This window comes from Thalassotalea sp. G20_0 (assembly GCF_017744175.1).
GTDB lineage: Bacteria > Pseudomonadota > Gammaproteobacteria > Pseudomonadales > Endozoicomonadaceae > Endozoicomonas.
The window spans coordinates 15,659-32,846 of record NZ_JAGHQV010000001.1; the positions used below are offsets into that span (position 1 = coordinate 15,659).

Sequence of the window (17,188 nt, forward strand, 5' to 3'; positions counted from 1 at the left end):
ATGATACTGTCTGATTTATCCATCAAACGACCGGTATTTGCCACTGTCGTCAGTCTGCTGCTGATTACCTTCGGGGTTATCTGCTTCCGGATGTTACCGGTTCGGGAGCTGCCGGATATAACCCCACCGACGGTGATGGTGTATACCGGCTATGCCGGGGCTTCTGCCGAGGTTATTGAAAGCAAGATCACCAATGTCATTGAGGACCAGCTCGGTGGTATTGAAGGGGTACGTTTTATTGAAAGCACCAGCCGTAATGGTACGTCCCGGATTAATATCGAGTTCTCTCCCGACCGGGATATGGAAACGGCAGCCAATGATGTCCGGGAAGCCATGTCACGGGTTATCTGGCGACTGCCGGATGAAGCCGAGTCACCCATTGTCTGGAAAAACGATGGCAGTGGCGAAACCATTCTCAATGTCAGCCTGCAAAGTGACACCATGTCTCTGATTGAACTCACTGACTATGCGCAACGCACCTTGCAGGACCGGCTTTCCCTGGTCGATGGCGTCAGCTCCGTTGAACTTATGGGGGCCCGGGAATACGTCATGCGTATTGAGCTGGATGCCCGGGCCATGGCGGCCCGGCAAATCACCACCAGCGACGTCCGCAGCGCCCTGCGTCGTGACAATGTCGAACTGCCTGCCGGAGAATTAACCGACAGTTTGAGAACCCTGCCCGTCCGGATAAACCGTGACTACAACACCATAGACGATTTCCGCCGCCTGCTGATCCGTCAGGATGGCAGCCGCAGAGTCTATCTGGCGGATATTGCCTCCATCCGTACCGAGGCCAAAGAGATCGAGACACTGGCAAAAGCCAATGGCCGGAATGTATTAAGCCTTGGCATTGTGCCACTTTCACAGGCCAATCCGCTGGAAGTGATTCAGAACGTGAAAGATGAGATCGACGCGTTCACCCCTTTCCTGCCGGAAGGTACCTATATGACCACCACGCGGGACTCTTCCATTTATATCCAGTCCGCCATTGATGAGGTGTATGCCACCCTGGCCATGACGATTGCCCTGGTGGTGCTGGTGCTTTATATCTTTCTTGGCAATGTGCGGGCCACCCTGATCCCGGCCGTTACGGTACCGGTCTCGCTGATCAGTGCGTTTATCGTTATCCACCTGCTGGGCTACTCCATCAACCTGCTGACGCTGCTGGCGCTGGTTCTGGCCATTGGTCTGGTGGTGGATGATGCGATTGTGGTGCTGGAAAATATCCATCAGCACCTGGAGCGTGGCGAACCACCGCTGCTCGCCGCATGGAAAGGTGCCCGGGAAGTGAGCTTTGCCGTGGTGGCAACCACGGTGGTTCTGGTGATGACCTTCGTGCCCATCCTGTTTATGGAAGGCTCTGTTGGCCAACTGTTCTCGGAATACGCCATGACCCTTATTGGTGCAGTGGTTTTCTCAAGCCTGATCGCCCTGACCCTGTCGCCTATGATGAGTTCCCGGTTGCTGAAGCTGAATATCAAACCTTCAAAGGCAAGCCAGCTGATCGAAAAAGCACATCAATGGCTCACTGACGTTTATCGTCAGACTCTGGCGAACATGCTCAAACACCCATGGCTGGGTCTGTTGTTACTGCTGGCTTCCCTGGGGTTGACGGTTCTGCTCTACCCGATGATTCCCCAGACCTTCACACCGGCTGAAGACCGGGGTGAGTTTATTGTGATCGTCAAAGGTCCTGAAGGCGCTAACTATGACAGCATGGAACAGAGCATGTTACAGCTGGAAGCGAAACTGCTGCCGCATCTGGGCCAGGGAGTGCTGAAATATTTGTTCGTTCGCTCCCCGGGCTGGGGCAGCAGCGGTGGCAGTAACTCCGGTATTCTGATCGGCACACTGGAAGACTGGGATGACCGGGAGGTCAGCGCCGCCGAAGTCATGGGTCAGATACGTCAGCTGATGGCTGGTATTCCCAATGTCCGGGCCATTCCTGTGATGCGTTCCACCATCGGTGGCCGTTCCGAAGCCCCGGTGCAATTTGTACTGGGTGGGGGTTCCTTTGATCAACTGGTGGCATGGGCCGATGTCATTGCCGAAAAGGCCCGTGACAATCCCGGATTGCGGGATGTGGATATTGACTTCAACCAGAATCAGCCACAGCTGGAGATCACCATTGACCGGGAGCGGGCCCAGGAGCTGGGTGTTTCGGCAGAAGAAATCGGGGCAACCCTGGAAACCATGCTGGGCGGTGTAACAGACACGACCTTTATGGAGCGTGGTGAGGAATATGATGTTTTCCTGCGTGCCAGGGAAGATGACTTTACCAGCGCTGTCGATCTGGCTTCACTTTACGTCCGCTCCCATACCAGCGGTGAATTAATCCGTCTTGACAATCTGGTAACCGATAAGGAAGTGGGTAAAGCTGCCATGCTGACGCACTACAACCGGAACCGTGCCATTACCATCTCCGCAAGCCTTGAAGGCAACTACTCCATTGGGGAAGCCCTGGCGTTTCTCGATCAGCAAGTGGTCGAGCACCTGCCTCCTGAGGCCATTGTCAACTACAAAGGGGAATCCCTGGACTATCGATCAAACCAAAGTGCCATTTTCTTTGTCTTTGGGATGGCTATGCTGGTGGTGTTCCTGGTGCTGGCTGCCCAGTTTGAAAGCTTTGTTCACCCGCTGATCGTTATGTTCACCGTTCCCCTGGGCATTTGTGGAGCCCTGTTCGGTCTTTATCTCAGTGGTGAAACCCTGAATATTTTCAGCCAGCTGGCGATGATCATGCTGATCGGGTTATCGGCCAAGAATGGCATTCTGATTGTGGAGTTTATCAACCAGCTTCGGGATCAGGGGTGGAACTTTAACGAGGCAGTACTTGAAGCATCAGCTTTGCGGCTGCGCCCTATTCTGATGACCGCTCTTACCACGGTGGTTGGTGCCATTCCTCTGCTGCTGGCCTCAGGTGCCGGTTCAGAGTTCCGGTTCTCTATCGGGGTCGTGGTTTTTGCCGGTGTTACCGTCTCCAGCCTGTTAACCCTGTTTGTGGTGCCAGCCATGTATTCATTGATGGCCAGAAGAACCACCTCTCCGGACCATGTGACAAGACAACTGGAGAAGCTGCTGACTCAATAGTGAATAGTGGTGCTATTTGCCGAACAAAAGCGGATTTTCTGGCCAATTTGCTGCCACCGCAGTAGGGCAACCTATTCCCGGACAGCCTCCCAAGACCGGAAGTTACTCAGGCCAATACCGGTTGCCGTATTATCGGTTACCGGTTAGGCCTGATAACTTATTACCAATTAACTCTAAGCTGGCACCGGTGGAGGAAAAGGACTGCCGGCCCAGGTATGACTGTGCGTATGCCCGGGATCACCAGCAGGCATCATCTGCCATTGCTGAATTAATTGATTAACCTCACGTATGAATTCATCAGGGGGTAAGCCTATTTTTGAGAGTAATTGAGAAGCTGCATAACGCAATTGGTCATCAGATACTGGAGTGGTTCTCATTACTTCAATTAACCTGTCACGTAATTCTGGAAGCTGCTGGAGCAGAATCAGCAGGGCATTTTGATCAGCGATGTTTCCGTGAGGCAAACTTGAACTGCCATCACTGCCCAGCAGTTGGATCACTGAAGGCACGATGCTGTCCAACGACCTTCTTGCTTCATCGGTCATGGTAGCCTGGGAGTTAATTAATACCTTGGCCCTGAACAACGCTACAGTTTCTTTTGGCATCTTCACATTACACTTATAGGCTCTGTTAAACAGGTCAATGACTTTTTTATCAATCTTGTCCATATCCCCACGATAGGGCAACAGATTCAGAACCTCCTGCTTCAGCTTAACCCAATTTGCTTTACCAGGTTCATATTCACCCAATCTTTGCAGACATTGAATGACCTCATCTGCGTAGTGGCTTCTCCTGGCTACACCGGACTCTTCCTGGAGTTTCTCCATCGCGCCAAGAATGGTATAGGTGGCTTTCACCGCATTCCTCGAGACTCTTTGTGCATTACCCAGATCAATAAAGTAAATGCTCAGTCTGCCATTCTCAACGGCGACCATGACATTACCATCATGCATATCTGCATTAAAAAATCCCGTCTGGGCATAACAGTAGAACCAGTGTGAAAATGCCAGTTTTTTCAGACTGAACCTGAAGGCGAGTAAATGATTGTCTGTAATTTTCGCCTCATCGAGATTAAATAACTTTGCCGCAAGCTTCCGAAGTTTTGGCTGGTCATTTTCACTTAGCGTAACCCCATCAATTTTTTCCATGCCCAGGGCATGGGGAGAGGCAGTATTACCATAAACGGCCGGAACTTTAAAATTAACCGGAAGCCGTAGCAAAACATCGTCGGTGCGAGGATGCTGGATAGTCCAACCATCTGGCCTGGAAGGCAGCGCGTATGCATACTCCGGTAATTCGTCTTGTCGAATATCAAATATATGCTGCTCTGCAACGGCCTTGTTAGCAAATTCCTGTTGCCGGGTTCTGTTGGCTTCAGTGATCAGATTCAATTCTTCCTTGACACTGTCAAAGAATGAGAAAATAGCATGCTTGGTTCCTTTCTCAATTGAACTTGGTGCAAAGAAGGTAACCAGCCCCAACACGAACCTGAGAACCCGTAAATCAGAATACACCCTGATTTCACTGGACGGGGAAACGGTCTTGACAATCAGATGCTCGCCGCTGTTCAAGATGATATCATTGACCTCACCAATTGAACCGGTACCGAGATTAACCCTTTCATCCAATCGCTCCGGGTCGTAATCAATACCCGCTTCATCAAGGCAATGAATCAGCTCAGCCTTGGTCATTGGCGTATTGCTGGTGGTAACGTAGGATAAAGTCCTGGTAAAATCCTCATGGTTATCACCAAACAGATCTTTGGCAATTGAGGGAGAACTGCATGCAAACTGAATGGCCTTTACCAGAATTCCCCCCCGGGCTTTAGCGGCAGCGTTTTGGAGGCTCTCTACACTCCCACCATGCCGATAGATACTGAAGAGAATCCCCATCATCCTGAACGTTCTGACCAAACTGGCAAACCCGTTTTTGATCTTTTCACCCAGCCATTCAAGGGAAGATAGAGTACGAGGCTGGCGTCCAACGATGACCTGATCATCAGGCACTTTGGAAGGGTTCTCAGGGTCAAATTGCTGTTCGCCCAGGTTCGACACAGGTGGGACAGCCGTAACAGTATGACCGGCAGTCATGGGTCCATAAGGTGATTGTAGCGGGGTAGAGGTCGCAGAATGGACACCTTGGGATAATGGGTCAACATGACCAACTGTTGGATGAGAACTGGGCTGATCCGGGATTTCGCTGGCCGATTCAGGGTATCCATTAACTGGCATCATGACAGAGCTCCTTTTTGTTATTAGTGGAAACATTACTGTTTAAAACAGAAAAATAAGTGATTAAGCCCAATTGAGGCGTAATCACATATTGATTAATTATTTATTAAGACCTAATAAAAGATGAAAAGTTCAGTATTACTTCTATTCAAAATAAACCAATAACTTAAAAGCATGATTATTCATCGAGTAATACTCTTGATTTGAAAAGATAAACCCGGGAATAGATATTTCACAAATTAAAACTAAAGTACCAATTTAAAACCACGAAAAAACTGCGGCATTATAAGGAGAGATTTGGTTTTTACTGGTTCAAAAGGTTGGCAAAGAAAGAGAATCAACGAAAAAGGCCAAATTGCGGTATTAATGTTTAACACCGCATGGGTCTCAAGTTCAATGGTAGAAATAGGGTTGATTACCGCAGCGCCGGAACTATAGCTGCTCCCACTGAATTTCATTTCCGTGAATCCGCTGGGCGGACAGGTAATAAACAACCTGTCCGGCTGCCACCCGGTCATTGCCGGGCGGATTTAATCTCAGATTATCTCCGGTGGCAGACCCGGCCACTCCAAGGGCTATGGCTTCGTGATGAATTTTAAAAAACTCCAGCAGTCGACCAAACGTCGTCCCCCCAAAATCTTCAGGCACGCGAACACTGTACTGTGTTGGCCCGGTCAACGTTGATAACAGTTGCTGTTGCACACGGGAAGACCCCGGATCCTGGGCTGAGCGAACCAGCAGTTCCATGGACAGATTACTGTGACACTCTATTTGCGGGCAGTGGGACTGAAGCAGATGTACCATCTGCAGGCTTTCAAACCAGGCAACAATATGGGCTTTGGTTTTTGTCGCGGCAATACTCAGGCAGGTGGCCAGGGTCTGATCATCGGAGTCACGGAATACGATCACTCTGGCCGCATTGCCAATGCCGGTTCGCTGAATAAACGACGGCTCCGTCAGGCTTTCCCCCTGGGCAAACAAAATCTGTTCAGGAAAAGGATTCTCCATTTCCTGGCTGGTACAGAGCAGTATCTTACGATTCTCACGACGTTTGTCGCCAAAAATCAGCTGCAACATTTTCGGGGTGTGATTCCGCTTCCAGCCAAATATGACAATATGATTGTCCAAATCTGAGTAATCCCCTTTGCCCTGCATTCTTCTACTCCATAACCTGAGAAAAAATGATGAAAGCTTCCCCAGTCCTCCTGCAAGAAGCACAACGCCACCGGGGAGAATAAACAACGCGGCCAGAACCCGCCCTGAGGCAGTGCCCGGACTCAGATCACCATAGCCGACGGTGGTCGATGTTGTGACATAAAAATAAAACCACTGATCAGCAGGCAGCAGTGCCGATTCACCCGCCAGCCACATCAGCGCCCAGGATAAAATAAAGTGGCCCAGCAAAACCATCAGCAAAACCAGCCAGCTCAGTTTCAGAAACTGGTGGTGAAAGAACCGCAAAGTTGATTTCAGAAAACTCAAGTTAACCCTACCATGCATGGTCCAGAAGTCTGATATATCACCAGTGCGTGATAATAACACATATATTCATGACGTTAACTTATAAGATCTGTGATTCAGGCCTTTTCAGGCTCCAGGCCTGTTTGCCAGACAACACCGAATTTTTAACCTCAATTTCTCGCAATCCTCGCTATGGGCAATAGTCCCATACAGCGTACCGGAGCAACGCAGATGATGGTGTGCTGCACAGGACAGCCTATTATCTGACACCTGATGTATAACCAGAGACTCTGGGGAATTGTCCTTAAACAATTCCGACATTTTAAACTCGGTCTCCGTTCATCCTGAGCGCCCTTCGACTCCGCTCAGGACGAACGGAGTTTCGAGGCTCAGAAATGTCGGAATTATTTCGGGCCAATTCCTGGATGAAAAATCACCAACTAACCATTAACCCAGGATTTCACTCGCCTGGAAAAGTCAGACACGACGGACATAAACCGCGACGCTGGCTGGCGGGTATCAGCTGGCTGGTGGGTATCAGCTGGCTGGCGGGTATCAGTTGGCTGGTGGGTATCAGCTGGCTGGTGGGTATCATAAGAAGGGGTCATAATAATATGCAATAACCTTTGTTCAACAGGCTTTCCCCAGGGTAGCATTACAACATAGCTTTCCCGAGGTTTAGTCGGCTGCTTTTCAGTTTCGTCCGGGACATATTTGGCTTTAGCGAATCGATGAATAAGATTGCCTGTGTTTGAGTAAACATGTCCAAGGTTTTGTACGAAAGGGTGGTCTTCAACAGATCCCTCAGTAGCATAATTTATTCTAAAACAATCTCTACTCTCTAATTCCGCTGTTTCCAGCCCTCCTCCCGTGTAATAAGGACCACCCTCTTTAACAGAATTATCATTCATTAACATCACGAGGCTATAATCCCCCCTATCACGAAACCAGAAAGATCCGGCTAAACCGTCACTGCGAATGTAATTTCGAATGATCCCCAACGCAACAAATTCCACAGTCTGCCCCTGCAATGAGAATTGCCCAGCCAACACCTCTACACCTTTTATTGCCAGCTCAATCAATGCCTTATCACTGGTCATTAATTGGCGCACAAAGCTTTCCTGATTAACAATCCGAGCATCAGGAGCAAATTGTACGCGTACTTTGGTTTCTGGATAGCCTTGAGGGATTAAAGAAAAAATACATTGACTGTCATCAACTCCTCGCCACACTTGTGAACAAAGTCTGGATTTCAGTATTGATTGATATTTATCCTTAACAAAATCATAGCTATCTATATTGATTGCATCGTTGGCCCGTTGCAGAATTCCCGGCTCAACAACCGGTTGTATAGTCCGGAATATATCACCGAATTTAACATCAACCGATGCAGCTGAAGCTGAACCACCCTCAAGCTCAGAAGGCCTGATTGCTTGCTCTGAATTTGCGTGCGGATTAGCTGTAATCATTTTTTGAACACCTGATAATTTAGCTCGTAAAAATCGACTGATAATCAGTCACCAATTTCAGACCTTATGATCAGGAAATAGTTCAGCCCCGCTGAGTAGTTGGTCAAGGCTTCAATCAATCGGTTTAACAACCCTTTGCGCTTATATCAATCTTGAGTTCCACCGGCAAACCAGCGCAGACATCATAATTAAATTAATGTCTGCTCTATAAATAGCGATCAACATCCTGATAATTGGCATAAACACGGATTGTTGATAAATAGTACCTGTCGCATTATCTCCCTATTTTTCAACTTATCAGCGGACCACCATGCGACACCTGACTCCCGAAAAACACCCCGCTTTTGTTCTGATTCTCCTGACGCTGTTTGCGGTGGTAGGACCTGTGTCCATTGATATTTTCACCCCATCACTGCCAGCAATCACCGCGTTTTTTGGCACCACCTCCGCTATCGCTCAATGGAGTGTTGGTTTATTCATGCTGGGCTTTTCCCTATCGATGCTGATTGTTGGCCCGTTGGCTGATCGTTTGGGCCGTAAGAAAACCCTGCTGATGGGCTATTCCCTTTACCTTGCGGCAACAGCAATCACTTTGCTGACGGACAGCATCTATCTGTTCATTGCTTCCCGTTTTGCCCAGGCCGTTTTTGGCTGCTTCGGCACTGCCGTTGCCAGAATGATGGCACGGGACTATTACCGTGACCAGATGGAAGTAAAAATGCTGGCCTATATTGGCGGCTGCCTGACCATTGCCCCCATGGCAGCACCGATTGCCGGTGGTTATCTGCAGGAGTATGCCGACTGGCAGTACAGCTTTTACGTGATGGCAGCCATGGCGGTGATTGCGATACTGGCACTGGCGCTCTTGCCAGAACACAGGCAGGAAACAACCACGGAAATCACATCGAAAAATTCTGTGCTGGCAGGCTATAAAGCGGTGCTGACGGATGCCCGCTATCTGCGCTTTACCATCGCTGCCGGTGCGGCATTTGCCGGAGCCTTTGTGTTTGTTGCCGGAGGCTCCTTTGTGGTTATTGGTCAGTTAGGCATTTCTCCGGCAACCTATGGCTACCTGTTTGCTGTGGCTATTGCCAGCTACCTGCTCAGTGCATCCATGGGCCCTAAACTGACCGCCAACATGAGCCGAAGCCAGAGCACCCTGGTCGCCGGTAGCCTGCTGATGATTGGTGCCATGGTTTCCCTGGTGAGCGGTCTGCTGACGGATGGTCAATCCATCACCGGCTATGTTGCGGGTATCGCTATTTATGAACTGGGTCTTGGTCTGTTTATGCCGCTTTGTCAGGCCAGGGCCACTGAACATATGAAAGAGAATATGGGTACCGCTGCGGGCCTGATTTTCTTTATTGAAATGCTGCTGGCAACACTGATCAGTGCGCTGATTGGCTTTCTGCCTGAAGCGGGTACCCTGTCGCTGTCAGCGATCACCTTAATCGCAGTTGCCATCTCCGGTTTCTGTCTGATGAAAACCAGCGTTGTATCAGAAGCCACTCCACAGACTGCCTGAATCTGCTACTATCGCAACGGGTATGAATGACCATACCCGTTTTCTCAGACTGTTTCAGGTACCTGTTATCTATGAGCGATACCGTTTATATGGAGATGGCCCACTCCCTGGCCAAATTATCAAAGTGTGTGCGCCTTCAGGTAGGCTGTCTGCTGGTCAAGGATGGGCGGGTGCTTTCCACAGGGGTTAATGGCACGCCTTCAGGCTATATCAACTGTAATGAGGCTGACTACGAAGAACACCATCCCTGGTCGCTCAGGCATGAAATTCATGCTGAACTCAATGCGGTTATCTGGGCAGCACGGCTGGGTACTCCCATTGAGGGAGCTACCGCTTATGTGACCCACAGCCCCTGTGATCAATGCACCAAAAATCTGTTAGCGGCCGGTATCCGGCGCATTGTTTATGACATCCAGTACGACCGCAATCCCCAGGAAGAACTATCACAGTTCTGTCGGGAAAACGGCGTTGCCATTGAGCAGGTATCCATTAAATAACATCCGAGACATGCTGTGGATCGATAAAATTACGAAAGTCATAGAACTTATCTGCCCAATCGGAATAGTCTTCAAGGGAGTGGCCATACAGTGAGCGACACGTCTGGCCTTTTCCCCTCTGACAGGTGAACTCCCAAAAAATATCTTTCATGACATGGGCCGCTGTTGAGAATTGAGCTCCAAACTGCACACAAAATTCAGGATGAACGTGACCTATCAGACAGTTAATGTCCTTTTTCAACAACTCGGGGTGACTGAACCAAAGCGATGAAGGCAAGCACTGAAAGGCTTGCTGAAAAACAGATTCCACCTGTTCCTGCACACATTGCAAAATAGATAACCGTAACTCTGCTTTTACTGCCTGGATCGATTGTCCGGAACAGCGACATTGGGCGTACAGCGCCCGGTTATCAAAGCTTTTGCATCTCAACAGCCACTGTTTATTTTGGATAAAGTGTAACTGTGCTACCGGATTTTCAATCTTACCCACATATTGATCAATGATTGCCAAAATCCCATTATAATTTTCCCGGCCTATGTCAAGGAGGAGCAACCGATTGGTTAAATCATTTCTGAAAGCACGGGTATACATCCAGTGACGCTCAACTTCTTTTATTGACAAGCCAAAAGGAATTTTAACGCCCTGATGCACAGTAAGGCGAACCGGTTCAGGCTTGCCAGTAACAAGTTGCCATTGGTTATCGTCCGGGCCCGGTTGCTGTTGATGATCGGTTTGTTCCTCAAGCTCTGGTTCACTGTTAAGGGTTCGCTCTGGCTCAAGATCGGGCATTTGAATAGCAAAGAGCTTTTCGGTCTGGACGTCGGGTAATTTTTTCTCCTGGCAATTTTCCTGGCAAGCTTGTCTTCTGACGACAGCAGGCGGGCTCTTTTTCCTGGCTTTGCTTTTCCTGGCAGGTCCACCTTCTGGTGCCTTTCCCTCAGCCTGTTTACGGTGAAATCTATTATCTCCCAATAATGAATGGGCATTTTTTTCAGATTGGATTTCCTCTAACAGGTTCTCCAATTGCAGAATTTTTTCACCAACCAGTTTAATCTCCATGGGGATTTTAAACCTGACCGACCTTACATTGCTTTTATCTGCCTGGTCATGTAAAAAACCTTGGTAGACTTTCCATTGTTTCAGTGCGCCTGACAGGTATCCTCGTTTTTCAAGCAACATGGCAAGATATTTATTCATTTCAGGCCGTGAGCCAATCACCGCCCGATAGTTAAGTTCTGCTTTATTCAGCAGGCCTGAGAATTGATCACTTAACTCACCATGAGAGCTGGCAAGTTTTTCGTAAAGAATACCTAACAATGCTTTTACACAAACATCTTTAACGTTGCCCTTTTCAATAAACTGAATAGCTAATTGATACTTACCCTTTGAGGCCATGCAAAGTCCGAAATAAAGTGTTTTACTTTTATGCCTGGCAAATTCAAGAAGTGCTGATGCCTTGGAAGGATTACCCTGCATATAGTAGTACAGGGCGACTCTTTCAGAACGCAGTCGTGCACTTCGTGTCGATCCACGCATCAATAGAATTAATTCATAAGCATAATCCATAGCTCTTTTGACTATTTCAGCAGATTGATTTTTATGGTCATTTATTTCAACTTGAATGAATTCCAGGTATTCAAGTGCCTTTTCCGGATTCAAAGTGGTAGAGTAAGGCCAACGGGAAAACCCAAGATCATTCCAGAGCATGGTTAACAGTGCCAGAGTATTGTATTTTGCAGAGTTTTCAGCAACACTTCTAAACACTTCAACATCCTCCAGGACTTCTGCGATTGCAAAGCATGTGCATTTTGCAAGTGCAATCTCTGATTCCTGTTTAGGGCATCTCTCCAATGCTGAGCTTAATGCGGATAATTGGACCCTGTCAGTCGTTTTCCAGCGATAATTTACCAGGAATCCTGCAGCGAGAAAGTTTAAAACCCAATAGTCAGCAACACGACAGATGCCTCTTTCAACGCTGGTAATCGTCATTTTATGAAGAATACGGTTATATGTTTTTACCTGTCCCGGGAGGGCTAACTTTACAGCGGCATTTTTTCCGGAAGAGTAGCCATGGGATGACATTGAGTATTCCATAGTTATCTTGTTGTAAAAATGCCCCAATGCCTGCAGAAAAGCAAAATAGGCAATCTCTTTCTCATGAACGGCCAACTCTGTTTCTAATAAAAGTGCGTTAAAGTAATTATCAAGAAAGTCAACATTGCCAGCATTAACTACTTCAACATAATGATCATCACAATATTCCTGATAAAGATGGTGAAAAATAATCACTATTTTATCAAGCTTGGTCAAACTAAAGGGAGATCTTGCAACTTCAGCCAATTGTCCCTCCTGCTGTTCCCTGGCACTGTTACTTTTTACGGCTCCCGGTTCATCCCGGCATCGACATGCCTCTGCATCACCTGAAGCAGGGCTGTGCATTTGGAACCGATTATGGCCAGCAATAGCAGTTTCATGGTGAACTTTTTCAAGGATAGATCTTATTCTAACCAGGGCTTCTTTGCATTCTGACTCTTTAGCGAGTAACTCTGAAAATAAAGAACCTGAATTACTGCTATCATTGTTTCCATCTGATGAGACAACTGCTTTTTTCAACTTCTCAAAAGCTTTCAGAAAATTCTTGTTTTTATCAATAGACTCAACAGTTTGTTCCAACTCCTTATCAACTGCCTTCATTTGCTCACAAACGGAATAAAATTTCGTTAAGGATTCAATTTCAGGAAAGTATTTGTCGTTATCGGGAAGCCACCATAAATTCAACACCTTGATGAGAGCATTGCCATTTGATGGTGGTATTAAGTCTCCGAGAGAATAAAGCATACTGAATGCTTCCTGCTCACTTGGCATGCCGTACAACATTCTTATGAGGAAATTCTCCTGAATATACAGAGCCGCCAACTTAAACCTGATCAATTCCTGATGGGGTATCTCACCATGAACCCTGGTGAGATCAATAATCTGTTGTTTTACTTCGTCAAGCTGCCGGGCTAATATCTCCGGATCCGGAGCTGCCAGAAGTTCAGCCTCCTTTGTGCGCTCCGGTTGCACATCCTGTTGTGCACCGTCACACAGCGATTCTTGCGCCACATTACATTGGCTGGCTTGATCATGGGTAATGACGCCATGAGACTGTTCGGGTGCTGCAATGACACGAACTTCCCTGTTAACAATGCTTTTCCCTTGACCATCTCTGAACGTGCCCGCTCCCGTGAAAACGTTTTCACCGGCCAATACTGTTGGTGTAACTTTCAACGGTTGTGTGTCAGAACACACCTCCCCGCCCTCAAAGCTGTGCCTTACCGGGGTGTGGCTGCTACTTATTGGGTTCATAATCTGTCGCCTGTTTATTTATATTGATCAATAGATACCTGGGAGGCATTCTCAGGAAGGCCCTCTAAATAATGTCCGAAAGATGTTGTGGATCAATAAAATCACGAAATTTATAGAACTTTTCAGCCAAATTGGAATAGTCCCCGGGGGAGTGGCCATACAGTGAGCGACATGTCTGGTCGGTTACCCTCTGGCAGGTAAACTCCCAATGAATATCTTTCATTACATGGGCCGCTGTTGAAAATTGAGCGCCAACCTGTACACAAAATTCAGGATGAACGTGATCTATCAGGTATTTAATGTCCTTTTTCAACAACTCGGGATTACTGAACCACAGAGGTGAAGGCAAGCGCTGAAACGCATGCTGAAAAACAGACTCCACCTGTTTTTGCACACATTGCAAAATAGATAATCGTAACTCTGCCTTTAATGCCTGAATCGTTTGGCCAGAACGACGACAATGGACATAAAGTGCACGGTTATCAAAACTCTTACATCTCAACAGCCACTCTCTATTTTGTATGAAGTGTAATTGTGCTACCGGATTTTCAGTTTTGCCCACATATTGATCAATGAGTCCCAAAACCCCATCATAATCTCCCCGGCCAATGTCAAGGAAGAGTAACCGATTGGTTAAATTATTTCTCATATGGCGGGTATTTCCCCAGTGACGCTCGACTTCTTTTATTGAAAAGCCAACAGGAATTTTAACGCCCTGAATCACAACAAGCCGAAACGGGTCAGACTTACCAGTGACGAGCTGCCATTGGTTTTCGTTCAGGCCCTGTTGATAATGGTGTTGAGGATCGGTTTGTCCCTCAAACTCTGATCCACTGTTAAGATCTGGCTCAGACTCGAGATTCGGCACTTGAATAGAAATACGCTTTTCGCTGTGGAAGTCTGGTGGCTTTTGTTCCTGACAAGCCGGTTTCCTATCAGCAGCAGGTCGACTTTTTTTCTTGCCTTTTCTTTTCCTGGCAGGTTGACGTCCAGGCTTCTTTTTCACAGTTTCTTCGCTATAAGATTTATCATCACCCAATAGTGACTCTGCCTTTTTTTCAGATTTAATTTCCCCTATCAGGTTCTCCAATTCCAGAATTTTTTCACCAACCAGTTTAATCTCCATGGGAATTTTAAACCTTACCGACCTTATATTACTTTTATCTTCCTGGTCATGTAAAAAACAGCGGTAAGCTTTCCAGTGTTTTAGCGAGTCTGATAGATACCCTCGTTTTTCAATCAACATGGCTAAATATTTATTCATTTCAGGCCGTGAGCCAATCACGGCCCGATAATTAAGTTCTGCTTTTGTGAGCAATTCATTATATTGTTCAGATGATTCTTCCTGAGAACTGGCAAGTCTTTCGCATAGAATACCTAACAGTGCTTTAATACAAGCATCTTTAATCTTTTCCTTTTCAATAAACTGAATGGCAAACCGGTATTCACGCTTTGATGCCATGCAGAGCCCGAAATAAAGCGATTTACTTTTACGCTTGGTAAACTTAAGAAGTTCCAATGCCTTTTTGGGATCATTCAGCATAAAGTAATACAGGGCGATTCTTTCAGAATACAGTTGTGAAATCGGCGTCGATCCCTGCATCAATTTATTAAATTCATAGGCAATATCCATGGATTGCTTCAGCATTTCGGCGCTTTGATTATTATTATTGGTTATTTCATATCGAATGAATTCCAGATATTCAAGCGCTTTTTCCGGATTCAAGGTGGTTGAGTATGGCCAACGGGAAAACCCAAGATCATTCCAAAGCATGGTTAATAGCGCAAAGGTATTGTATTTTTCAGAATTATCAGCAACACTTCTGTAAGCTCCAACATCCTCCAGGAGTTCTGCGATAGAAAAACAGGTATATTTTGCCAGTGCAATCTCCGATTCTTGTTTAGGGCTTCTCTCCACCGCCAGACTTAGAGAGGTTAATTGAGCCCTGTCCCTGGATGTCCAGCGATAATTCATCAAAAATCCTGAAGCGAGCAGGCTTAAAACCCAAAAGTCAGCACCCTGACAGATATCCCCTTTAATACTGACCATTGCCATTTTATGAAGCTTGGTATTGTAAGTTATTGCCTTATTAAAATGAGCTGATTTTACATGATTACTTTTTCCAGTACAGCAACTGACTTTGCACTCCATAGCTATCTTGTTGTAAAAATGTCCTAATGATTGTAGAAAAGCAAAACAGGCAATCTCTTTCTCATAAACGGATAACTCTGTTTCCAATAAAAGCTCGTTAAAATAATTATAAAGAACATCAATATTGGTAAGATTAACTGATTCAATATGCATTTCATTGTTATGTATTTGGTAAAGATGGTGAAAAATAACCACTAATTTATCAAGTTTTGTCAAACTGAAGTCAGACTTCATAGCTTCGGATGACTGTTCTAATAACTCCCTAACACTATTGCTTTTTACGGCTTCCGATTCATCCCGGCAGGGATTATCCTCTACATCACTTAAAGCAGAACCATGCACTTGAGATCTATTCTGGCTGGCCGTAAAACATTCATTGTTCCCTTTTTTAAGAAGTCTGCCCAAGACCTCTTTAAACTCTGTTTCACTGAAAAATTCTGAGGTAAGAGAACTTGCAGTGCTGCTATCACTGCTTCCTTCTGATGGGATCAGCTTTTTTTTCAACTTGTCTGTCAAAAGCAACCGGCCTTTGTCAAAAGACTCGACAGCTGTATTCAAATCCCTGAGAGCTGTATTCAAATCCCCGAGAGCTGTCTCCAAATACTCACTAACAGAATCAAGTCTCTTTAAAGAAACAATGGTTTTATCAGGAAAGTATTTCTCGTTACCGGGAAGCCACCATAAATCCAGCACCCTCATGAGAGCAGCACCATTTGATGATTGTGGTAATAAGTCTCCAAGCGATTGAAACTTGCTGAATGCTTCCTCCTGACTTGCCATGCCGTACAACATTCTTGTGAGGATATTCTCCTGGATATACAGTGCGGCTAACTTAAATCTCATCAATTCCTTTTGCGGTATCTCACCATAAACACCGGTGAGTTCAATGATCTGTGTTTCTATTTCGTCAAGCTTCCGGGTCAACATCTCCGGGTCCAGAACTGTTTTTTTTTCAACTTGTTCGGCACTCTGCGGTTTAATTTCCTTTGATGCACCTTCACATAGTGCTGCCTGAGCCGTTTCATTCTGGTTTGATTTCAATAGAGCACGTGTACTGACTCCATGAGAGTGTTCGGACACTTCAATTACACGAACCTCCCTGTTAACAAAGCTCTTCCCATGACCATCTCTGATCGAGGCTGCATCAGTCAGCGCTTGATCACTTGTTGGTGTAACCATCAACGGTTGTGTATCAGAACACATCTTCCCATCCCCGGTGTTAAGCCTTATCTGGGTGTGGCTGCTACTCATTGGTTCCATCATTTATCTCCTGCTTATCTATTTTTTTCAAAACAATTGGATACCCTAGATGGAAGAAGGTTTCACTATGTTGGTACCATGGATCGTTTATTTACAGAACCCATGCACTTACACTTCTTCCTGACCCAACAGAAACCAGAGGCATCCGGGAGCC

At 46.5% G+C, this 17,188-nt stretch carries 8 protein-coding genes; 3 read left to right on the forward strand and 5 right to left on the reverse strand.

All coding sequences use genetic code 11. The annotated features are described in order from the left end of the window. A complete protein-coding gene (locus J7438_RS00070) occupies positions 1-3,090 on the forward strand; it encodes an efflux RND transporter permease subunit (protein WP_209274948.1) in 3,090 nt (1,029 codons plus the stop codon). Positions 3,091-3,263: 173 nt separating this feature from the next. Here the strand turns inward: J7438_RS00070 and J7438_RS00075 are convergent, their stop codons facing one another. From J7438_RS00075 to J7438_RS00085, 3 genes are all read right to left on the reverse strand, one after another. Next, positions 3,264-5,324 carry an AarF/UbiB family protein gene (locus tag J7438_RS00075; RefSeq protein ID WP_209274949.1) on the reverse strand — a complete coding sequence of 687 codons (2,061 nt, stop codon included), beginning with the start codon at positions 5,322-5,324 and terminating at the stop codon, positions 3,264-3,266. Between the two features lie 429 nt (positions 5,325-5,753). Next, on the reverse strand, positions 5,754-6,782 hold the full coding sequence (locus J7438_RS00080) for a potassium channel family protein (RefSeq protein ID WP_209274950.1): 1,029 nt from the start codon (positions 6,780-6,782) through the stop codon (positions 5,754-5,756). A 440-nt stretch (positions 6,783-7,222) separates the two neighbouring features. Then, positions 7,223-8,251 carry a hypothetical protein gene (locus J7438_RS00085; protein WP_209274951.1) on the reverse strand — a complete coding sequence of 343 codons (1,029 nt, stop codon included), beginning with the start codon at positions 8,249-8,251 and terminating at the stop codon, positions 7,223-7,225. 310 nt (positions 8,252-8,561) lie between these two features. On the opposite strand from J7438_RS00085, the gene J7438_RS00090 reads away from it, so the two are divergent. Both J7438_RS00090 and J7438_RS00095 read left to right on the forward strand, forming a co-directional pair. Further along, positions 8,562-9,776 (forward strand): multidrug effflux MFS transporter, encoded by a 1,215-nt coding sequence (locus J7438_RS00090; protein WP_209274952.1) that lies wholly within the window; start codon positions 8,562-8,564, stop codon positions 9,774-9,776. A gap of 71 nt (positions 9,777-9,847) precedes the next feature. Further along, on the forward strand, positions 9,848-10,273 hold the full coding sequence (locus J7438_RS00095) for a deoxycytidylate deaminase (RefSeq protein WP_209201256.1): 426 nt from the start codon (positions 9,848-9,850) through the stop codon (positions 10,271-10,273). Here the strand turns inward: J7438_RS00095 and J7438_RS00100 are convergent. Both J7438_RS00100 and J7438_RS00105 read right to left on the reverse strand, forming a co-directional pair. Continuing rightward, positions 10,266-13,622 carry a hypothetical protein gene (locus J7438_RS00100; RefSeq protein WP_209274953.1) on the reverse strand — a complete coding sequence of 1,119 codons (3,357 nt, stop codon included), beginning with the start codon at positions 13,620-13,622 and terminating at the stop codon, positions 10,266-10,268. The genes J7438_RS00095 and J7438_RS00100 overlap by 8 nt on opposite strands. Before the next feature lie 64 nt (positions 13,623-13,686). Then, on the reverse strand, positions 13,687-17,037 hold the full coding sequence (locus J7438_RS00105) for a hypothetical protein (RefSeq protein WP_209274954.1): 3,351 nt from the start codon (positions 17,035-17,037) through the stop codon (positions 13,687-13,689). Positions 17,038-17,188: the final 151 nt, after the last annotated feature.